Genomic DNA, 20,295 nt, shown 5'->3' on the forward strand with positions numbered 1-20,295 from the left:
TAAAACTTCTTAGCAGAAAAAAAACCGGTTTGAACTTAATCAAACCGGTTTTTTAATTTATCTAGCTTTAGATTAAGCTTCTACGCCCAATGCTTTTGCCATAACAGCTCCGATTTCAGCTGGTGATTCAGCTACATGGATGCCATTTTCTCTCATAATTCTCATTTTTGCTTCTGCAGTATCATCTGCTCCACCTACGATAGCTCCTGCATGTCCCATTCTTCTTCCTGGAGGTGCTGTTTGTCCAGCGATAAACCCTACAACAGGTTTTTTGTTTCCAGTTTCTCTGATCCATCTTGCGGCATCCGCTTCATAGTTTCCTCCGATTTCACCGATCATAACGATCGCATCAGTTTCAGGATCTTCCATTAAAAGTTGTACTGCATCTTTTGTAGATGTTCCGATGATTGGATCACCACCAATACCGATAGCAGTAGATACACCCATACCAGCTTTTACTATTTGATCTGCTGCTTCATAAGTTAATGTACCAGACTTAGACACAATACCAATTCTCCCTTGTTTGAATACAAATCCAGGCATGATACCTACTTTCGCCTCTCCCGGAGTGATTACACCTGGACAGTTAGGACCGATTAGGGTAGCACCTCTTTCCTTGATGTATGGTTTTGCTCTCATCATGTCAGCAACAGGAATACCTTCTGTGATTGCAATAATAACTTTGATACCAGCGTCTGCAGCTTCCATAATTGCATCTGCAGCAAAAGCAGGTGGAACAAAGATGATAGATGTATCAGCACCAGTTTTAGAAACTGCTTCTTCAACTGAGTTGAAAACAGGTTTTTCTAGATGTGATGACCCACCTTTACCTGGAGTTACCCCACCGACTACATTGGTTCCGTACTCGATCATTTGCTGTGCATGGAAAGATCCTTCAGATCCTGTAAACCCTTGCACGATCACTTTTGAATTCTTATTAACTAAAACACTCATGTTGCGATTTTTAAAGTTTGCACAAAAATAAAGGAATAAGACCTTAGATAAAAAGAAATCGGAAACAATATCCATTTAATTTACACTCTGCATATCTTTTTCTATTTTAGACGGCGCTATCGACCCATTATGAAAAAATTTATAGTCCTTATTTTCTTTTTTACGCTTTATGATTTGGCGTTTTCGCAGTCTTTTCAGTTTAACAGACAGATCAAAGGGGTAGAATTACCCACAGATAATGTCAACGGAATCCTTCAAGATAGCGAAGGGTTGATGTGGTTCAATACTGCGGACGGAATTTTTTATTCGGATGGATTTTCCACTTATGCAATTCCTGAAGAGATATCAAAACAGCTTACAAATAAAGTTAGACTATTTATTGATAACGATGGATTCGTTTGGGTTGCAAATCAATTGAAGGAAGCCAAAGCTTTTTATTACAAGAAAGGAGTATGGTCTCAGATGGTTTTTCCAAAAAAAGTATCTGAAAGAAAGGCATTATCGTATTTGGATATTGCCGTCATGGGAAAGGGTAAGGATAAAAAAGTATTTGTAATTTTTCCTGATGAGACTCATTTTTCTTTAGAAAACTGGAACCAATGGAGTACAGTGAAATATGATTTCAACAAAGAAGGTTGGTTAAAATCAACTTATCAAAATGAGGGTAAAAATTATTTATTTTTTGAACAAAACGCCTTTCTATTAGAAGAAAATAGTTTAATCGAAATAAAACCAAGAGGGATTGATTTGAAATCAGGCGTGTTACATGTCTCGTACTGTACTAATGAAAAAACCTTTTACTATTTAGGGAAAGATTTTTTGGCCTCAGGAAGTAATTTTATGGAAGTGGATGAAATTATCCACGAGGGATTTTTAAAAAATATTTATAGCGCTGTCGATTATAGTTTTCTCCAGGTAGAGAATGGGAAGGTGTATTATTTTTACAACTCGCAATTATACAAATACAATCCGAAGACAAAGCAAAAACAAGAAATCAGTGCCCAAGAAGCTGTCAAGTCTTATAATATTTATACCGCATTTGTTGATTCTGAAGGGATCATTTGGATTGGTACCCATAGAGGTTTGGTAAATATCAATTCGCTAAGGTTTTTGAATTTCAACTCTAGTGTTCTGCTAGATGATGAAGTAACTGCCTTGATCAGAATTGATAGAAATAAGTATTTAATCGGTTATAATAATGGGCTTCAACTGCTTGACAACGGGGAAATGAGTTCAATTATTCAAGATGAATCCCTCCAAGGTCAACCACGAAACAGGATTACCAATTTTTCAAAGGACAAAAATGACATTGTTTGGTTTTCTTCAAATCTAGCTGGAGTAGGAAGATATGACATCAAAACATCATCTGTAAGTTTTGAAGAAAGTCCACTAGATAAATTTGTCACATCCGTGAAGGCAATAGGTGATAGTTTGATTATAGTCAGTCGAGATAAGGTCTATCTTTCATCAATATTCAAGAAGAACAATCACTTTGCAAATGATATCACAGAAATCATTTTGAAGGATTTACGGCAAGAAGAAATATTTTTAAGAAAAGTCGATAGGTTGAAAGATGGAAGACTGATTTTTATGCAAGGAGGCAATCCTTACATTCAAGAGATTTTTATAGAAACTCCAGAGTACATAAATTTTATTGGATTTGATTTTTTGCAATTGGAGGATAAGCTACTTCTTGCAACAGAAACAGGTCTTAAGGTTTTCCAAGAAGGGAAAGTAAATACTTACAGGGTCAATGGACAGTCGATAGATAGGCCTATCTATGCGCTACATCAGGATCAATTTGGAGATATCTGGGTCGGAACAGATCAAGGAGTATATTTAATAAGAGAGGCGCAGATTAGTAAATTTGATGAAAAAAGTGGCTTGTCTGGTTCTGAAATCAATAGAGGAGCGCTTATCGATGGAGAAGATGGTCAAGTGATGATTGGTTCTCAAAGAGGGCTTTCTGTTTTTTATCCCGATGAAGATGACCAAAGGAAGAGTAAGCCAGTTACGCAGATATTGAGAATCTCACTACTCAATGCAAATGAAGATTTTCCGAGTTCTGGTCGTATAGAGTTTGAGAATAATTCCATTGAGGTCACCTATAGGGCTGTAAGCTTTCTTCAGACTTCTAATTTGGTGGTAAGATATCAACTTGAAGGACTTCATAGCAGCTGGCAAGAACTGGTTAACCCTAGGACTAACGTACTTACATTTAATAATCTACCTCCTGGAGAATATACTTTTAAGATGCAAGCAAGTTTAGGGGGCGTTTTTGATGAAGAGATTATCTCCAGCAAGCCTTTTGTCATTCTTAAGCCGATTTATTTACAAACTTGGTTTGTTTTGTTGCTGCTTTTAATTTTTCTAGGAATTGGGTTTTTACTCAATGCCTTGATGAATCAGTGGAGGAAACAAAGTATTCTTAAGCAAACCATAGATGAAAAGACCAAGGAGGCTTTCATTAGTGAAAATCAATTCAGGAATGTTTGGAATAGTTCAGTAGATGGCTTAATGCTATCTGCAGAAGGAGGGAAGATTTTAACTGTAAACCCTAGTTTTTCGAAGCTTGTTGGGATCGGCGAAGAAAGATTAAAGTCTTTGAATATCAAGGATCTTTATTCGGACCCTGATTTTTATGCGACACAAAGAAAACGTATTTTGGAAAAACTCGGGGATTCAAAAGAAATTGGATCTGTCTTCGAAATGGATATGCCTCTAAAAAGCGGTAATAAATTCATTGAATTATACGTCGCTAGGTTGAATACAGAATACGATAATAAGCCAATTATCCTTTCAGTATTTAGAGATGTGACTGATAAGAAAAAGTATGAACTAGGGCTTCAATTAGCGAAGGAAAAGGCAGAGGAAGCTAACAGACTCAAATCTAATATTCTCTCTAACATGAGCCATGAAATTAGAACCCCACTAAATGGGATTTTGGGGAGTACAGAGAATATCATGGAGAATTGGGAATTTGATTCGAAACTAGTCTCTCAACTGGAAATCATCCATGAATCGGGAGAAAGGCTGTTGAGTACGATCAATAGTATTTTGGATCTTGCCAAAATCGAAGCCAATAAATTCGAATTAATTTATAAAGACACTGAGGTCAATGATTTTATTAGTAAAATATTGCTCCCACTCAAAAATATGGCTATCAAAAAGGGATTGCTACTCTCTACCAAGTACGATACCAAGTCATTTACAGGAAAGATAGATCAGCGCTATTTAGAGATGATTATTAATAATTTGGTTGGTAATGCAATCAAATATTCTGATGAAGGAATGATTTTTATCAAAGTAAAAGAAGAAAGTGGAGCGATAAATTTCGAAGTCTCAGATAATGGTATCGGAATGAGTGAAGAATTCATGAAAAAACTTTTTCGCCCTTTCGAACAAGAAAGTGAAGGCTATGGTAGAAGATATGAAGGTTCTGGCTTGGGATTAACCATTACGAAAAATCTTATAGATCTCCTAGGAGGGGAGATTCATATCGAAAGTGTCAAGGGAAAAGGGACCAAAGTACAAGTCATTTTGCCTTTAGGGAAAAATTGATTTTAGTAAATGATTTAATCTTGTAATTTGCGCATACAATAACCACCGCCTATGTTTCCATTAAGGATTTTAATTACTGAAGATGACCATGTCTCCGCTTTACTATTGAAGAAAGCGCTTGAGAAAAACAATCATGAAATCATAGGGATTTCGGATTCTGGAGAGAAAGCCCTCGAAATACTCGCCGAGCATAAAGCTGATATCGTGATGATGGATATCAATTTGGCCGGAGAACTCGATGGGATCAAGACTACGGAGATCATCAATGAAAAATATGACATTCCTGTAGTGTACTTGAGTGCGAGTTCTGATGCAGAGACACTTACCAAAGTAGTCGGTACAAACCCAAGTGCATATGTAATCAAACCATTCAATATACGGGAATTGAATATGGTGATCGAGTTAGCTATATTCAAAGACAGGAAAGAAAAGGAACTTCAAAAACTCAATAATGAGCTTGAAGAAAAAGTGAGACAAAGAACTGCCGATCTTCATGAAGCGAATAAAGAACTCACGAGAGCCTTGGAAAAGGAAAGAGAAATCGGAGAATTGAAATCTAGAATTGTTTTAAACGTTTCTCATGGATTCAAGACACCTCTGACTTCAATTCTAAGTTCGGCGCAACTCCTTCAGATGTATGCTGACAAAGAGCATCCTTTCAAACCAAAAATCATCAAGCATGCTTCTAAAATTGAGAATTCTGTTAGGAGTTTGAATAGCTTATTGACATCTGTATTGTTCTTTGGAAAAGCAGATGCAAACAAAATAGACTATAATCCCAAGAAGATGTTTACTGCCGCGTTTATCAATGAAGTAGTAGATGTGGTAAAAGCTGGTGCTGAAAATGATGTTAAAATCAATTTGAATATTGGTAAAATCCCTAAAACGATCTTGTCAGATGTTGACTTGCTTTATCAAGTATTTGAAAATCTACTTTCTAACGCAGTGAAATACTCTAAAGATGGTCAGGAAGTTGATTTTTCTATTTGGGAAGAAGATGGGTTGATCAAATCCAAGATAGTCGATCGCGGAATCGGTATTCCAAAAAAAGAGCAAAGTCAACTATTTGACAGGTTCTTCAGAGCAAAAAATGTAGGGATTATCGAAGGTTCTGGTCTTGGACTTTCCATAGTCAAAAAATGTATCGATGTTCTCAAAGGCCAAATTGAATATGACAGTGATGCAGGAAAAGGCACAACTTTTCATGTGACTATTCCGATAAAGAAGTAATTATGCTATCAGTAAAAAATTTAAAATTTCAATACGATTCATCCACCAAGTTCGAAATCCCTGATATCCATTTAGATGCAGGAGAGGAGCTTTTAATTATAGGGAAATCTGGCAGTGGAAAAACTACAGTCCTCAATATTTTGGGTGGATTACTCAAACCACAGCAAGGAGAAGTGAAACTTGGTGATACAATACTTAGCTCTCTTACAGGTGCTAAACTGGATAAGTTTCGAGGAAAAAACATTGGAATAGTTTTCCAAAAACCACATATCCTTTCACCGCTGACAGTAGTGGAAAACCTCAAATTGGCTAATTTCTTTGTTGGAGAAAAAGGTGCTCAAAATCTTGATTTGCTCAAAGAGCTTGGGATATTTGATAAGCGGAAATCAAAAGTAACAACCTTGAGTGAAGGGGAGGCTCAAAGAGTTTCTATAGCAAGAGCTTTAGCAAATCATCCAAAATTAATTTTAGCAGATGAACCAACAGCGAGTTTAGATGATGAAAATGCAGCCATTGTAGTGAAGCTCCTTCAAGATCAAGCTAAAAAGTTCAATGCAGCCTTGATCATTGTCACACACGATCAGCGTGTGAAGGACCATATTTCAAAACATATAATCATGGGAGGTCTAGTATGAATATGATCAAATTAAGTTGGAAGTATTTAATAGCTAAACCCCTTAACACAGGACTGAATATCCTACTTTTAGCATTGGGATTGGCAATAATTACTGTTTTGATTTTGATCCAAGATCAATTTGAAAACAAAATGACCAAAGATGCAGAAGGTGTCGATCTTGTAGTAGGAGCCAAAGGAAGTCCACTGCAATTGATTCTCTCCAGTGTTTATCATATTGATTATCCAACGGGTAATATCGATATGAAGGATGCAATGGCTTTATCCAAAAATCGTCTTGTTAAAAATATTATTCCTCTAGGAATGGGAGATAATTATCAAGGCTACAGGATAGTAGGAACGAATCACGATTATCTTGCCCTCTATGATGCAGGATTTGAAAGTGGAGAAGCTTGGCGTAAACCTTTTGATGTTGTTCTTGGCTTTGAAGTAGCGAAGAAACTAGGATTGGGACTTGGTGATACTTTTATCGGTTCGCATGGCATAGGAAGCAGTAGTCATGAACATGACGAGCATCCTTATAAAATTACAGGTGTATTATCAGAAAAAGGAAATGTTTTAGATAAACTGATTTTGACTAGCATCGAATCTGTTTGGTATTCCCATGATGAAGGTCATGATCATGATAAATTTGAGGCTGATGTGAGTATTACAGGATTTCCGGAGACAGATGAAGATCGGGAAGTTACCTCACTTTTGTTGCAATACAGAAATCCAATCGCTGCAGTTCAGCTACCACGATTTATCAATAGTAAAAGTGCGCTCCAAGCAGCGTCTCCTTCATTCGAAATAAGCAGGTTGTTTGAATTGCTAGGAGTTGGAGTGAAGTTGATTCAAGGTTTGGCTGTTGCTATCATTATCATTGCTGGTTTAGGAATATTTATTGCTTTATTCAATTCACTCAAGGAAAGAAAATACGATTTGGCAGTCATGCGAACCTTAGGAGCTTCAAGTGGACAGTTGTTTATTCATATAGTATTGGAAGGTGTGATTTTAACCTTGTTAGGAGCAATAGTTGGAATTGCTATTGGGCACCTTTTCTTAGCTGTTCTCGTTATGCAAAATGAACAAGGAGCAATAAGTGGTTTGAGTGCGGCTGTATTCTTGCAAGAAGAATTGTGGATTGTTGGATATGCAGTAATCGTTGGTTTTGTAGCTTCTTTAATACCAGCTTGGACCGCATATCAAACAGACATTGCAAAACAGCTAACAAAGTCTTAAATCGCATCTAATTAAAATTGTCAACCCAAAGAGAATTACATCAAATGAGATTAAAACAAACATTAATTATTATAGGTCTGTTGTTTAGCACTTCTATCGCATGGGCACAGACATCACCAAATGTGTGGAGGGATTTGTCAGAAGTGACATACAAAATAGGAGAAGATGATTTTGGCGAATTGTACATCCCTGTATTTAGTCCAAAAATTAAAGGACTTGAAGGTAAAGTGGTAGAGGCAGATGGCTATATCATTCCTTTTGAAGGCATGTTCAAACCTGAGCACATTATCCTTTCATCTTTGCCTTTGGCAGAATGTTTTTTCTGTGGGTCGGGTGGTCCTGAGACAGTAATGGAAGTCATGATGAAAGATCCTATCAAATACACTTCAAAACGTGTCAAAGTAAGAGGTAAGCTGACTCTGAATGATAAAGATCCTGAAAAATTGATGTACATCTTGATAGATGCTGTGTTGTTAAATTAACAGCTTAATTTCATATTTCATCAAATAAAAAGGTCAGTGGAAATTTTCCGCTGACCTTTTTATTTTACCGTACCACTTCTCCGAGAATGATTTTCCGCTTTCTTATTATTAGCCAATAAAGTCGTGGCACTTAAGCGTTAGTCTTGGAGTGTTGCCGCTTATCAGCAAGATTATTTGTGAAAAACATCCGATAGCGTAGCGTAATTGATAATCAGACTGTTAAATGTGTTTCTTTTCCATTTCAACAAAATCAGCCATCAATTTTTTGGTCAATGGTCCGACTTGACCTGTTCCGATTTTTTGATCATCAATAAGGGTGATTGGAAGTATTTTTTTAGTCGTACTGGTGATAAATAGTTCATCAGCAGCAAGAAGCTCTTCAAAGCTAATGGGTCTTATGGAAGTTTGTGGCGCTAATTCAAGTACACGCATTCTAGTAATTCCATGAAGAATATGTTGATCAGGAGTAGAGATTTGACCATCCTTAATAACAAATATATTGCTTCGTGAGCTTTCGGATATGAATCCATTATGATGATAAATGACATCTTCAGCTCCACTATCTTTCCATGTTGCACTCAGCCATACTGGAAACGCATAGTTTGTCGTTTTGATATCTGCAATAGATCTTACATGATCTGCGCTGACCAACTTCACTCCCTTATCGTACTTTTCCTGACTTGGGAAAAGCAAGTCTTCACAGAAGATGTAAAGTCCTCCCTCGGATGGTGAAAAGTGGTTTTCAGACACTCCTCCTGTGAGAAGCATTCGGATACCTCCATTTTTCAAATCATTCTTTTCAATCAGTTCAAGGATGATGTCAGCCAATTCAGATTTGCTGTACTTTAAGTTTAGATAAGTCTTTTCTGCAGATCGAATGAATCGGTCTAAGTAATCTGATAGAAATAAAGGGACATGATTTGATGTCCTGAAAAAATCAAAAATTCCATACCCTCTTATTACACTAATGTCCATAGGATGTACAAGTGCCTTAGAGGAGTCAATTATTCCGTTTTTTGCAAAGCAGTATGGTTTCATGAAATTTATTTTGGTTTTTGGTCTCAATTATAGTTAAAGATGTATATTTGCAATTATGTTGCAAATAATAAGAAGAATATCATTTCAATCAGCGGACATCATGGGGATTTCAGCTTCCATCTTGTGTATGATTCATTGTTTGGCTTTTCCTGTATTGATTTCAGTTGGTTTTATCTTCTCTCCTGTTGATAATCATATTCATGAACACGACCACATACATTTTGATTGGCATTGGATTGATTTTCTTTTTGTTGCACTTGCGATATGGGCTGTCTATAATGCTGCTAAAAGTACGCAATCTAAGAGTATAAAAATAGCACTTTGGGTAGCTGTTTCTATTTTTTCTATTGGAGTCATGTTGCATGACGTATTTTATTGGATGCTATACGTATCTTTAATAGCTTCTATTGGTTTGGTCATTATTCATATCATTAATTGGAAGTTTCACAGGAAATGTAATGTTATTGTGAAATAATTTCTTTTTTAAGTGAAATTAATTTTAATTTGTAATTCGATTTAAAACGAATCAAATGAGACTTATTTTTACTTATTTCACTATTCTATCCACAGCCTTGATATTATTTTCATGTAGCGGTGAGCAAGTCGATGAAAATCAGATTCTTAAAGATGAAGTAATCGCAATCCATGATGAAGTTATGCCTTACATGGGAGACCTAAAATCTTTAAGAAAAAAAATCAACGAGAAATCAGAGGTGCTTGAAGAACAAGATTCTGTAGTTAATTCTGAAAAAGTTTTGGAATTAAAACTTTTAGCTAAAGATCTTGATGATGCATTTGAAGGGATGTTTGTATGGATGCGACAGTTCAAAAACAGCTATGAGGAAATGGGTGAAGAAGAGATCAAATCTTATCTTCAAGAACAAAAAGTATTGGTATCAAAAGTGCGAGATGATATCAATAGAAGTATGGCAGCAGCCAAAGAGGAATTGGAGGGAGTCTAATTTTTTTCTTTTAGATATTGATCAACTTGTTTTGCATCAATAATTCCTTCTTCATTTCCCCAAATATTATAAATATATGTGGTGATTTGAGCAATTTCCATATTTGTGAGATTGCTATTGGCAGGCATAGGTTGATTGTAAACTTGACCGTTGACTAAAATTTCACCTTTTAAGCCATTTTTTATTATCGCTACTGTTCTACCGATATCTTCCTTCATGTAGTCAGAACCTTTCAGTGGTGGAATCAATTTTCCTAGGCCAGTGCCTTCATTCTGATGACAATTCCCACAGTAGTTTTCATACAAAATCTTGCCTTCAATAGCATACTGAAGGATTTTTGCATCTTTGATGTCAGAAAGATCTCTATCTATTTTATCTTTTTCTGGACCACATGCCATTACTCCAAAGGAAAATAATATTGCGTATCCAATCAATCTATTCTTCATTTATTACTTAAAAGTTTTGGGATATCATTCATCAATCTATCAACTTGCTCTTCTTTTGTACCATCATAAACTCCTCTAATTCTACCTTGCTGATCTATCAAAACAAAAGCCCCCGAATGTAAAATCCCTCCTGGTTCTAATTTGTCTTCCATCGCTGTGGTCAAGTAGCTTGTCTGTCCAATCTCAAAAATTTTCTCTTGATCTCCCGTTAAGAAATGCCAGGTTTGATCATTTTTAACCCCAATTTTTTCCGCGAAATCTTTCAAAAGTTCTTGGGTATCATGGTCTGGATCTAGGGTATGACTTAAGATTAGGAATTCTGGCTCGTCTTGGAATTTCTCATAAACTCTGAGCATCTGAGTTTTCATAATTGGGCAGATGGTCGGACATGTGGTAAAAAAGAAATCTGCCACATAGACTTTTCCTGTGGTGGATGAATTGCTGATTTCCTGACCTTCCTGATTGGTGAAACTAAAGTCTGCGATTTTATGATACACCGTATCTTGTACAGTTTCACCTTCTTTTTCAACTTCGTCAACATGCCAATTTCCAAGAATCGGCAATTCTTTGTTAGATTCAGTTTCTTGCGGTGAACAAGCTCCTATTAATGTGCTAAGAATCACTAAGGGGATATATTTATTCAATTTCAACATTATATTTAATTTTGATTCTTCTCTCTTACTTTTTTGTAATATTTAATTCCGATCATCATCAGCACACTTAAGGTGAGTAATCCAACTATACCCCAAACAACGCTGATTAGACTCTTTAGAACAATAAGGAATACTATAGCAAACAACAAAACTGTAGACACTTCGTTCCAAATTCTAAGTTTGGTGGAACTCCATTTTGAGGGGCCATTTTGTAAATCTCTGTAGATTTTTTGACAGTAAAAGTGATATAAGTACAATAAGAAAACAAAAGCGAGTTTGGCATGCATAAAACCCAATTGCATATATCCCCAGCGATAATAAAGAACCCAAAACCCAAACACTAAAGTTAGGATTGCCGAAGGCCAAGTAATGATGTACCAAAGTCTGTTAGCCATTAGATTGAGTTGAGGAACGAGAATTTTTCGTTCTTCTTCTGGTTTTTCCCAAGCTTCTGCTTGATAAATAAACAGTCTGACGATATAAAATAAACCTGCAAACCAAGTAACTATAAAAATGATATGAAGAGCTTTGATATATTCGAAGGCCATTGTTCTTTTTTTCTGCTAAATTAAGGCTTTAAATCTTAACAACCTTAAAAACATGCCTTCTAGATATTTGTTTTATGTGATCATCCTGATAGTTGCATTTTTGATAATTTGGATCGGAAAAGAGTCGTTTACCCAGCCTGGAGTAGGAGATCTTGATTTGGAATTTGAAGAAATGGCATTTTATAGAAATGAAAATAATACTGGGCCGGTAGTCCGTGTTTATGCGGTGTATGCAGAAGATACGATTTGGAATGTTCTGGAGGAATATGGGCAATTTATGCCACATACTAAATATGGAAATACAAAAGTGTTTTTCTTCGATTCTAAAGAGAATAGCCCATTGGAGATATCTCCTGAAGAACCTTATTTTGATAAAATGTACAATCAATATTGTATAGGAAAATATGAGAAATCAAGTATGGGGGATATTAACTTTGTAAAATACCCTTTTCGAAAATAACAACATCTAAAAATATCGATTTTGAAAAAAAGGAATAGATACTCGGCTCAAGTATATATTGACGGTGTGTTGGCTGCTGATAGAGTGATTTTAAGTCAGGCAATTACGTTGGTGGAGAGTGCTTTGCCTTCAGATCAAATGTTAGCGGAGGAAGTGATGTCAGCGATTTTGCCAAGAACTGGAGATTCAATTAGAATTGGTATTACTGGAGTACCTGGAGTTGGAAAGAGCACTTTTATTGAGCGATTTGGCCAGTTGGTTATTGAGGAGGGTTTAAAACTAGCCGTATTAGCTATAGACCCAAGTAGTCAATCAGGCAAAGGAAGTATTTTGGGGGATAAGACGCGCATGGAAGTGCTCTCGATGGATAAGAGGGCTTATATCAGGCCAAGTCCATCAGGGTCTACTTTGGGCGGTGTGAGTGCAAGAACGAGAGAAGCCATGTTGCTCTGTGAAGCTGCTGGATTTGATGTGATTTTTATAGAGACAGTAGGAGTAGGGCAATCTGAAATTGCTGTCAAAGGAATGGTGGATTTCTTTCTACTTCTGATGCTTGCTGGTGCTGGGGATGAATTGCAGGGAATAAAAAAGGGGATTATAGAAATGTGTGATGCCCTGATCATCAATAAGGCTGATGGAGAAAATAAGGACGCCGCCAAAAGGGCCAAGAGAGAATATGCCAATGCTTTACATTTATTTCCTTCGAAAGAAAATTCTTGGCTGCCTCAAGTGATGACATGTTCAGGATTAGAAGGAGATGGACTGGAGTCTATTTGGGAAATGATTCAATCTTATAAAAATAAAATGATTGCTAATGGGTATTTTGAGGCAAATAGGGCTGATCAAAGGGTCAATTGGATGCATGACCACATTGGTTATTTACTCGAATCTTCATTTTATCAGAATGAAGTAATTGACAAAAATATCAAAACTGCAATGGCAGAAATCAAATCAGGAAATGTGTCTGCAATTAAAAAGGCAAGAGAGCTTGTTCAGGTTTTTATGAATCAAATTCAACCGAATTAAATAAAAAAATGCGCTTCTTAGTAAGAGCGCATTTTGAATTTTTTCTTTAAGTCATTGACTGAATTACGGAAAGCAGTATCTGTTTCCATCAGATCATTGACTGTTTGTACGGCGTGAATTACAGTACTGTGATCTCTTCCGCCAAAGTGGTAACCAATTGATTTTAAAGAGTGGTTAGTGAACTCTTTAGAAAAATACATGGCAACTTGCCTTGCGGTTACGATTTCTTTTTTTCTGGTTTTGGCCTTGAGGTCATCAAGTTTGATATCAAAGTAGTCCGAGACAGTTTTCTGGATAAAATCTATCCCCACCTCTGTTTCAATATCTTTGACGATATTTTTCATGATTTGCTTCGCCAAAGTCAAATCAATTTCAACACGATTTAGCGAAGCGTGGGCGATAAGAGATATCATCACACCTTCGAGTTCTCTGACATTGGTATCGACTGTGTATGCCAAATATTCTATTACATCATCAGGAATATAGATTCCCTCAGATTGCATCTTTCTTCTAATGATCGCAACTCTAGTTTCAAAATCTGGCATCTGCAAGTCTGCCGTCAATCCCCACTTGAATCTAGAAAGCAGCCTTTCCTCTAAACCTTTCAAATCCCTTGGAGGACAATCTGAGGTCATGATGATTTGCTTTTTGTTCTGATGCAAATGATTGAAAATATGAAAAAACATTTCCTGAGTCCTGTCTTTTCCAGCCAAGAATTGAATATCATCAATGATCAATACATCAACTTGCATGTAAAAATTAGTAAAGCTTTTTACATTTCCGTCTTTAATGGAATCCATGAATTGATTTACGAATTTTTCTGAAGAAACATAAAGCACAAATTTCTCCTCAGGGCCATTCTTGATTTCATTTCCAATGGCTTGCACCAAATGCGTTTTTCCAAGTCCAACGCCACCGTACACCATCAAAGGATTAAAGGAAGTAATTCCAGGTTTTGTTGCCACTGCAAATCCGGCGGATCGGGCTAATCTATTGCAATCTCCTTCTATGTATGAGTTGAAAGAATAATTGGGATTTAAATTGGATTGAAGTAGCATGTCACTATTAAGTGATTGCATTTCAAAAGGGCTTCTGCTCTCTTCCATGGGAGCAGGTTTCTTAGGGTTATTGGCAGCAGCATTTCCTTGTGGATAGCTAACCATGTAAGGCTGATTTTGAGAATTCCCTCTATCGACTACCACAGCGTACTCGAGACGGCCATTTTGACCCAAAGTGGTTTTGATTGCAAGCTTAAGAACTTCTACATAATTATCTTCAAGCCATTCGTAAAAAAACTGGCTTGGAACCTGAATTGTCAAACTTCCGCCTTCTAGCCTAACAGGATTGATAGGTTTGAACCAAGTAGAGAAACTTTGTTCACTGACGTGCTGCTCGATAACACGTAAGCATTCTTTCCATACTGCATTAGCCTCTGAACTCATTAATTCCTGTAAAATATTATAAACTGAAAAGATTAACTATCCTCCTTGTCCTAAATTGAGGGGCATCAAAATTGGCAAAAATATATTTAAATAAAAAATCAAATTCAGCTTGACTTTCTAATAAATTGTTAGACTTCTGTGACTTGCGTAGGAAATTTGGTGATCTTTAGAAAACTCAAAATCTATTTTACCCAACCTTAATGCTGCTGTACCTACTTGGTTGACCATAGTCGTATGTCCCTCAGGGTTTTTGATGATGGTCGGTTCTTCCAAAAAAGAATGTGTGTGTCCACCCAAAATCAAATCAATTCCCGACACTTTTGACGCTAATTTTACATCATCGATTTTTTCTGATCTATATGAATAGCCCAAATGTGATAGACAGACAATCAAATCACAATTTTTACTTTTCAATTCTTGGACCATTTCTTCTGCTTTTGCTACCGGATCTAGGTATTTGGTATTCCCAAAGTTTTTGGATCCTACCAGACCTTTCAACTCAATTCCTAAAGCAAATACGCCAACTTTTACACCACCTTTTTTGAATATTTTATAAGGCTCAAAAGTGTTTTTCAGAATTGTGTCCTGGAAATCGTAATTGGAAGAAAGGATGCTGAATTTGGCGTGTTGCAATTGGTTTTTGATTCCTTCTAGGCCATTATCAAATTCATGATTACCCAAAGTACTGGCATCATAGCCCATTTGACTCATCAATTTGAGTTCTAATTCACCACCATAGAGATTGAAGTAGGGTGTTCCTTGAAAAAAATCTCCTGAATCCAAAAGCAATATGTTTTCTTCCTCAGCTCTTATTTTTTTGATCAAAGAAGCTAGCTTCGTCATACCACCTTGATTAGCATTTCTACCGCCATCATTTGGAAATGGCTCAATGCGAGAGTGCATGTCGTTGGTGTGAAGGATAGTCAGTTTTTTCGATTGATTGGTGAAAAGCTGTTCAGCAAAACCTCCGGAGCTCAAGCTAAGCGCAGCACCAGTTAATAAACTCTTTTTAAGAAAATCACGTCTTTGCATCTTAATTAATTTTTAATCTTCCTTCGATTTCGGCATTAAGAATTTCTCCCGCGGCTGTTTTTTGTTGAATCATCGTGATTAGCATATCTCGGATGGAGGTAGTGCTATTTTCTTTTACAGGTAATCCTATCAAAAATTCCATATTGTCACCGCCGTTTGCGAGATAATCATTGATTACTAAAAGGTATGTTTTACCTGATTCTAAATCCTTTCCATCGATATTGAGTTCTGCAAGTTTGTCATTTTCAGAAGTGATTCTCATCCCTTGGAAGGCCATGTTTTTCCTTACAGCAATGAATTCTGCAAGTTTTTTGACATCATCAGCTTGAAGTTCTAGTACAACAAGAAAGTTATCGAAAGGCGAAAGTTCATAAATATTACCAAGGGTGACTGGGCCTTCAGGTAAATCATTTCGCATTCCACCATTATTGATTATAGAAATATCTATTGGGTAGCCAAAAGCTTCTTGAGCATATTCTAATTGTAAATCGGATACAAAATTTCCAAGTAAAGATTCTCTTCCTGCTCGTGTCAACGCTTTTTGAGTTGTTCCGATGACAGAGCCCATTTTCGCTTCCATATTATCTTTGTAGGGTTCGATGAAAGCAACTAATTCAGCTTCTTGTTGAATAGTCTCGTCTATTGGATTAAACTCCCCACTTGCTTGATAATTCAGTTGAGGACTGCAGCCAAAGAGGCAAATAGAAATCAGACTTGCAAAAAGTACTTGTCTAGTAAAGAAAATTCTTTTCATTTTGTTCATGTTGGATTTTCAACAGATTTTGACTTTCAAAGATAGGCCAATTCACCAAAAGATTATACTGCTTTGAGAGGTAAAGAAAAAAGCTAGCGATTTGTGCGAGCATTTTTAATAGGATGTTTATATTGAAAATATTGATTCATAAGAGCTAAAGTAAATAGAGAATGTCATGTGGATTAAATCTTTTTGACATCTACCTCATAAAGGGTAACTTTGGCATGGTGAGGGAAACATTCTAGGAATTAAATTCTTTTGTTTCTCGTCAGCTAATAGCCCAAATATAATTTGATATGAAAAATAAATTGTTTGAAGATTTTCAACCAACCAATAAAGATGAATGGATTGCTCAAGCGATCAAGGACTTAAGAGGAAAGAGCTTTGATGAAATGCTTATCTCACAATCTTTGGAAGGTATTCAAATAGCGCCATTTTACACCCAAGAAGATCTTTTGGATCAGCCTTCATTGGAGGGATTTCATCATAGAGTAAATCCGCAACCACAAATACCAGGTATTTCACCTAGAGTTTGGTCGAATGTCACTCGAGTAGAAACTAAATCAGAGAAAGATGGAAATGCAATCATCTTAAATGCTTTGCAAAACGGTTCTGATGCGCTTGTATTGGTTCTAAATGGGGATGAGAACTTGTCAGTTTTGCTGAAAGATGTGCAACCAGCTTATATTCAGATTTTTCTTGAGCCTACTTCAGAACCAACTCAAGTTTTTGCGAATTTTAATTCTTGGCTACAGCAAGAAAATCATGATTTAGAACAAGTTTTTGGTGGTATCCTTTGGGATGGTTTTGTAAAAAGACTGATTGATGATCTTGGAAGAGAAGAGTTGATTCGGATATCAAGAGAACTTTTAGACTTAAGTCATGACCTTCCGAATTTCAAAACGATTTCTATTGATTTTTCTCACTATCACAATTCAGGAGCAAATGCTGTTCAGGAATTGGCTTTTGGATTTTCTGCGCTGATCGATTTGATTGAGGATTTTTCAGTAGATCCGAAAGTAGTATTTGATAATTTGATTCTGAGAACTGCTGTAGGTGCCGATTATTTTATGGAGATCGCTAAAGTTAGAATGATCAGAGTTTTGACTCAAAGAATGGCATCGCTCTATCATGTCAGTCAGAAAGCTGAAGATGTTTTTATTTTTTCAGAGACAAGTTTTTGGACAAAATCCAGAGTCGATGTACAGACCAATATGCTGAGAAATACCACTGAAGCTATGTCTGCTATTTTGGGTGGTTGCAATGCCTTGGAGGTTTTGAGACATGATTGTGTAAACAATGAAGCCACAGAATTCTCTCTTCGGATGGCAAGGAATATCTCAAATATCCTTAAAGAAGAAAGTTACTTAGATCAGATTTTGGATCCATTTGCAGGATCTTATTTCTTGGAAAAGCTTACCATTTCCATTTTTCAAAAAGTTAAAGATAAAATGGTTTCTATCCAATCATCTGGAGGTTGGTGGAATTTAGTAGATCAGAATATAATTCAAGAGGAGGTCAAGAAGACGAGAATAGAAAGGCAGAAAATGATTTTGGATGGAAAGCAAACTAAAGTAGGGGTGAATAAATATTTAGATTCATCAAGCAAGGCTGCTCCAATCGAAACCTCAAAAGAGGAGGAGTCCAACAGTCAATTGAAGAGAAGTAGAGAAAGCTTTTTAGTAGAAAATCAAACACCAAGTGCATCATGAGACCAGATTTAAATCAATTAACTCTCGAAAATTCAGAGAAAACTTCATCAGAACACTGGGGTCAGGTATGGAATACTGCTGAGAAAATTGAAGTTCCGGCTCAGGTTGGAGCAGACAAAATTAAAGAAACCGAACATCTTAAGTTTGCGGCTGGAATATCTCCTTTTTTGCGTGGACCATACAGTACAATGTATGTGATGCGCCCTTGGACGATTCGTCAATATGCGGGTTTTTCTACCGCCGAAGAATCCAATGCATTTTATAGAAAAAATTTAGCTGCTGGACAAAAAGGTTTATCTGTAGCCTTTGACTTAGCCACGCATAGAGGATATGATTCGGATCATCCTCGTGTGCTAGGGGATGTCGGAAAAGCCGGAGTTGCCATTGATTCTGTTTTGGATATGAAGGTCCTTTTTGATCAGATTCCTTTGGATCAAATGTCTGTTTCTATGACTATGAATGGGGCTGTGATTCCGATTATGGCTTTTTATATTGTTGCGGCGGAGGAGCAAGGTGTTAAGCCAGAGCAGCTTAGTGGAACGATTCAAAATGATATTTTGAAGGAATTCATGGTAAGGAATACTTACATCTATCCGCCACTTCCTTCGATGCGAATTATCGCAGATATTTTTGATTATACTTCGAAGAAGATGCCTCGTTTCAACTCTATTTCTATTTCAGGATACCACATGCAAGAAGCAGGTGCTACGGCAGATTTAGAATTGGCTTACACCTTGGCTGATGGCTTGGAGTACTTGAGGACAGGAGTTGCAGCGGGATTGGATATTGATGATTTTGCACCAAGATTGTCCTTCTTTTGGGCGATAGGGATGAATCATTTCATGGAAATCGCCAAGATGAGAGCAGGAAGATTGTTGTGGGCTAAGATCGTGAAGCAATTCAACCCAAAGCAGGAAAAATCTCTGGCTTTGAGGACGCATTGTCAGACTAGTGGCTGGTCACTTACTGAGCAAGATGCATTCAATAATGTGACGCGAACGGCTGTTGAAGCACTAGCTGCGGCGTTGGGTCACACGCAATCTTTGCATACGAATTCTTTTGATGAAGCCATTGCGTTACCCACTGATTTTTCGGCAAGAATCGCACGAAACACGCAGTTATACCTTCAAGATGAAACTGAAATCACTAGGGTAGTAGATCCTTGGGGAGGATCATTCTATGTGGAATATTTGACTGATCAATTGGTGAAAAGTGCTTGGGCCTTGATCGAAGAAGTGGAAGAATTAGGTGGCATGGCAAAAGCCATAGAAGCAGGAATTCCGAAAATGAGAATTGAAGAAGCTGCCGCTAGAAAGCAAGCTAGAATAGATAGTGGTAAGGATGTGATCGTTGGTGTGAATAGGTATCAAACTGATGAAAAATCAGATTTTGACATTCGTGAAGTTGACAATGACACTGTCAGGAGGTCTCAAATTGATCGTTTGAATACGCTTAAGACAGAAAGAAATGCTGATGAGGTTAAATTAGCATTGGATAAAATTACAGACTCAGCCAAAACAGGTCAAGGGAATTTACTTGATCTAGCGGTAGATGCTGCAAGAAAAAGAGCTACATTAGGAGAAATATCTGATGCCATGGAAGACGCATTTGGAAGACATAAAGCCACTGTAAAAGCGATTTCAGGGGTTTATTCTGGAGAAGCAAAAGCTGATAAAAGCTTTATTGAAGCTAAAAAGTTAGCAGACGAATTTGCCCAACTCGAAGGAAGAAGACCTAGGATCATGGTAGCAAAAATGGGTCAAGATGGTCACGATAGAGGTGCAAAGGTGATTGCAACTGGATTTGCGGATTTAGGTTTTGATGTTGACATCGGGCCATTATTTCAAACTCCTGAGGAAGTCGCTCAGCAAGCAGTAGAAAATGATGTGCATATTGTTGGAGCATCTTCTTTGGCAGCTGGTCACAAAACCTTGGTGCCAGCTTTGATTACAGAATTAAAAAAATTAGGAAGAGAAGATATTATGGTCATTGCGGGTGGTGTGATTCCTCCAAAAGATTATGATTTCTTATTTGACTCAGGTGTGGCCGCAGTTTTTGGACCGGGGACAGTTTTGCCGAAAGCAGCGATTGAGATACTAAGTAAATTAATGGAGGGTTGATTTTTCAACCTTTCTTTTTT

General features: G+C 36.9%; 19 protein-coding genes. 11 read left to right on the plus strand and 8 right to left on the minus strand.

Annotated features, from left to right (window positions below):
* Nucleotides 1–72: 72 nt before the first annotated feature.
* A complete protein-coding gene (sucD, locus tag IEV57_RS05675; RefSeq protein ID WP_188440533.1) occupies nt 73–954 on the minus strand; it encodes a succinate--CoA ligase subunit alpha in 882 nt (293 codons plus the stop codon).
* 129 nt (nt 955–1,083) lie between these two features.
* On the opposite strand from sucD, the gene IEV57_RS05680 reads away from it, so the two are divergent.
* From IEV57_RS05680 to IEV57_RS05700, 5 genes are read left to right on the plus strand one after another with little or no spacing between them, the layout of a single operon-like run.
* Entirely contained in the window at nt 1,084–4,515 is a 3,432-nt protein-coding gene (locus IEV57_RS05680) for an ATP-binding protein (protein WP_188440534.1), read from the plus strand.
* A gap of 51 nt (nt 4,516–4,566) precedes the next feature.
* Nucleotides 4,567–5,745: a hybrid sensor histidine kinase/response regulator gene (locus IEV57_RS05685; protein WP_188440536.1), complete on the plus strand. Its 1,179-nt coding sequence runs from the start codon at nt 4,567–4,569 to the stop codon at nt 5,743–5,745.
* Nucleotides 5,746–5,747: 2 nt separating this feature from the next.
* Entirely contained in the window at nt 5,748–6,380 is a 633-nt protein-coding gene (locus tag IEV57_RS05690) for an ABC transporter ATP-binding protein (RefSeq protein WP_188440538.1), read from the plus strand.
* Nucleotides 6,377–7,600, plus strand: coding sequence for an ABC transporter permease (locus IEV57_RS05695; RefSeq protein ID WP_188440540.1), 1,224 nt, complete (start codon nt 6,377–6,379; stop codon nt 7,598–7,600). Before IEV57_RS05690 ends, IEV57_RS05695 begins: the two co-directional genes overlap by 4 nt.
* A gap of 44 nt (nt 7,601–7,644) precedes the next feature.
* The gene (locus IEV57_RS05700) at nt 7,645–8,082 is read left to right on the plus strand and encodes a hypothetical protein (protein ID WP_188440542.1); all 438 of its coding nucleotides are present in this window, start codon (nt 7,645–7,647) and stop codon (nt 8,080–8,082) included.
* A 219-nt stretch (nt 8,083–8,301) separates the two neighbouring features.
* Here IEV57_RS05700 and IEV57_RS05705 read toward each other — a convergent pair whose 3' ends face one another.
* On the minus strand, nt 8,302–9,120 hold the full coding sequence (locus IEV57_RS05705) for an aminotransferase class IV (RefSeq protein ID WP_188440545.1): 819 nt from the start codon (nt 9,118–9,120) through the stop codon (nt 8,302–8,304).
* A gap of 55 nt (nt 9,121–9,175) precedes the next feature.
* Here IEV57_RS05705 and IEV57_RS05710 point away from each other — a divergent pair, with 55 nt between their 5' ends.
* Together IEV57_RS05710 and IEV57_RS05715 are read left to right on the plus strand one after the other, a co-directional pair.
* Nucleotides 9,176–9,595 (plus strand): MerC domain-containing protein, encoded by a 420-nt coding sequence (locus IEV57_RS05710; protein ID WP_188440547.1) that lies wholly within the window; start codon nt 9,176–9,178, stop codon nt 9,593–9,595.
* Between the two features lie 55 nt (nt 9,596–9,650).
* Nucleotides 9,651–10,082, plus strand: coding sequence for a hypothetical protein (locus IEV57_RS05715; protein ID WP_188440549.1), 432 nt, complete (start codon nt 9,651–9,653; stop codon nt 10,080–10,082).
* Here the strand turns inward: IEV57_RS05715 and IEV57_RS05720 are convergent.
* The 3 genes from IEV57_RS05720 to IEV57_RS05730 are packed head-to-tail and all read right to left on the minus strand — an operon-like array spanning nt 10,079 to nt 11,729.
* Nucleotides 10,079–10,528 (minus strand): c-type cytochrome, encoded by a 450-nt coding sequence (locus IEV57_RS05720; RefSeq protein WP_188440551.1) that lies wholly within the window; start codon nt 10,526–10,528, stop codon nt 10,079–10,081. The two genes, IEV57_RS05715 and IEV57_RS05720, sit on opposite strands and share 4 nt — an antisense overlap.
* Nucleotides 10,525–11,181, minus strand: coding sequence for an SCO family protein (locus IEV57_RS05725; protein ID WP_188440553.1), 657 nt, complete (start codon nt 11,179–11,181; stop codon nt 10,525–10,527). Before IEV57_RS05725 ends, IEV57_RS05720 begins: the two co-directional genes overlap by 4 nt.
* A gap of 5 nt (nt 11,182–11,186) precedes the next feature.
* On the minus strand, nt 11,187–11,729 hold the full coding sequence (locus tag IEV57_RS05730) for a CopD family protein (protein ID WP_188440555.1): 543 nt from the start codon (nt 11,727–11,729) through the stop codon (nt 11,187–11,189).
* A gap of 52 nt (nt 11,730–11,781) precedes the next feature.
* Between IEV57_RS05730 and IEV57_RS05735 the strand changes: the two genes are divergently transcribed.
* Nucleotides 11,782–12,189, plus strand: coding sequence for a hypothetical protein (locus IEV57_RS05735; protein ID WP_188440558.1), 408 nt, complete (start codon nt 11,782–11,784; stop codon nt 12,187–12,189).
* Between the two features lie 21 nt (nt 12,190–12,210).
* Nucleotides 12,211–13,215: a methylmalonyl Co-A mutase-associated GTPase MeaB gene (gene meaB, locus IEV57_RS05740; protein ID WP_188440559.1), complete on the plus strand. Its 1,005-nt coding sequence runs from the start codon at nt 12,211–12,213 to the stop codon at nt 13,213–13,215.
* A 17-nt stretch (nt 13,216–13,232) separates the two neighbouring features.
* On the opposite strand, the gene dnaA is transcribed toward meaB, so the two are convergent.
* From dnaA to IEV57_RS05755, 3 genes are all read right to left on the minus strand, one after another.
* Nucleotides 13,233–14,657, minus strand: a complete 1,425-nt coding sequence (gene dnaA, locus IEV57_RS05745) for a chromosomal replication initiator protein DnaA (RefSeq protein ID WP_188440561.1) — start codon at nt 14,655–14,657, stop codon at nt 13,233–13,235.
* Between the two features lie 117 nt (nt 14,658–14,774).
* Nucleotides 14,775–15,689, minus strand: a complete 915-nt coding sequence (locus IEV57_RS05750) for a bifunctional metallophosphatase/5'-nucleotidase (protein ID WP_188440563.1) — start codon at nt 15,687–15,689, stop codon at nt 14,775–14,777.
* Nucleotide 15,690: 1 nt separating this feature from the next.
* Nucleotides 15,691–16,443, minus strand: a complete 753-nt coding sequence (locus IEV57_RS05755; protein WP_188440565.1) for a 5'-nucleotidase C-terminal domain-containing protein — start codon at nt 16,441–16,443, stop codon at nt 15,691–15,693.
* Nucleotides 16,444–16,739: 296 nt separating this feature from the next.
* Here IEV57_RS05755 and IEV57_RS05760 point away from each other — a divergent pair, with 296 nt between their 5' ends.
* Nucleotides 16,740–18,155 carry a methylmalonyl-CoA mutase family protein gene (locus IEV57_RS05760; RefSeq protein ID WP_188440567.1) on the plus strand — a complete coding sequence of 472 codons (1,416 nt, stop codon included), beginning with the start codon at nt 16,740–16,742 and terminating at the stop codon, nt 18,153–18,155.
* Nucleotides 18,152–20,275, plus strand: a complete 2,124-nt coding sequence (gene scpA, locus IEV57_RS05765; RefSeq protein ID WP_188440569.1) for a methylmalonyl-CoA mutase — start codon at nt 18,152–18,154, stop codon at nt 20,273–20,275. The genes IEV57_RS05760 and scpA overlap by 4 nt, the downstream gene beginning before the upstream one ends.
* The last annotated feature ends 20 nt before the right edge of the window (nt 20,276–20,295 follow it).

This window comes from Belliella aquatica (assembly GCF_014637795.1).
GTDB classification, from domain to species: domain Bacteria; phylum Bacteroidota; class Bacteroidia; order Cytophagales; family Cyclobacteriaceae; genus Belliella; species Belliella aquatica.

Excerpts from the sequence above, each read along its gene's own strand:
- IEV57_RS05700 (WP_188440542.1), top strand. The coding sequence starts at position 7,645 with ATGAGATTAAAACAAACATTAATTATTATAGGTCTGTTGTTTAGCACT.
- IEV57_RS05750 (WP_188440563.1), bottom strand. The coding sequence starts at position 15,689 with ATGCAAAGACGTGATTTTCTTAAAAAGAGTTTATTAACTGGTGCTGCG.
- IEV57_RS05695 (WP_188440540.1), top strand. The coding sequence starts at position 6,377 with ATGAATATGATCAAATTAAGTTGGAAGTATTTAATAGCTAAACCCCTT.
- IEV57_RS05755 (WP_188440565.1), bottom strand. The coding sequence starts at position 16,443 with ATGAAAAGAATTTTCTTTACTAGACAAGTACTTTTTGCAAGTCTGATT.
- scpA (WP_188440569.1), top strand. The coding sequence starts at position 18,152 with ATGAGACCAGATTTAAATCAATTAACTCTCGAAAATTCAGAGAAAACT.
- IEV57_RS05715 (WP_188440549.1), top strand. The coding sequence starts at position 9,651 with ATGAGACTTATTTTTACTTATTTCACTATTCTATCCACAGCCTTGATA.
- IEV57_RS05680 (WP_188440534.1), top strand. The coding sequence starts at position 1,084 with ATGAAAAAATTTATAGTCCTTATTTTCTTTTTTACGCTTTATGATTTG.
- IEV57_RS05725 (WP_188440553.1), bottom strand. The coding sequence starts at position 11,181 with ATGTTGAAATTGAATAAATATATCCCCTTAGTGATTCTTAGCACATTA.
- IEV57_RS05685 (WP_188440536.1), top strand. The coding sequence starts at position 4,567 with ATGTTTCCATTAAGGATTTTAATTACTGAAGATGACCATGTCTCCGCT.
- IEV57_RS05735 (WP_188440558.1), top strand. The coding sequence starts at position 11,782 with ATGCCTTCTAGATATTTGTTTTATGTGATCATCCTGATAGTTGCATTT.
- IEV57_RS05720 (WP_188440551.1), bottom strand. The coding sequence starts at position 10,528 with ATGAAGAATAGATTGATTGGATACGCAATATTATTTTCCTTTGGAGTA.
- IEV57_RS05710 (WP_188440547.1), top strand. The coding sequence starts at position 9,176 with ATGTTGCAAATAATAAGAAGAATATCATTTCAATCAGCGGACATCATG.
- IEV57_RS05730 (WP_188440555.1), bottom strand. The coding sequence starts at position 11,729 with ATGGCCTTCGAATATATCAAAGCTCTTCATATCATTTTTATAGTTACT.
- sucD (WP_188440533.1), bottom strand. The coding sequence starts at position 954 with ATGAGTGTTTTAGTTAATAAGAATTCAAAAGTGATCGTGCAAGGGTTT.
- IEV57_RS05760 (WP_188440567.1), top strand. The coding sequence starts at position 16,740 with ATGAAAAATAAATTGTTTGAAGATTTTCAACCAACCAATAAAGATGAA.
- IEV57_RS05705 (WP_188440545.1), bottom strand. The coding sequence starts at position 9,120 with ATGAAACCATACTGCTTTGCAAAAAACGGAATAATTGACTCCTCTAAG.
- IEV57_RS05690 (WP_188440538.1), top strand. The coding sequence starts at position 5,748 with ATGCTATCAGTAAAAAATTTAAAATTTCAATACGATTCATCCACCAAG.
- dnaA (WP_188440561.1), bottom strand. The coding sequence starts at position 14,657 with ATGAGTTCAGAGGCTAATGCAGTATGGAAAGAATGCTTACGTGTTATC.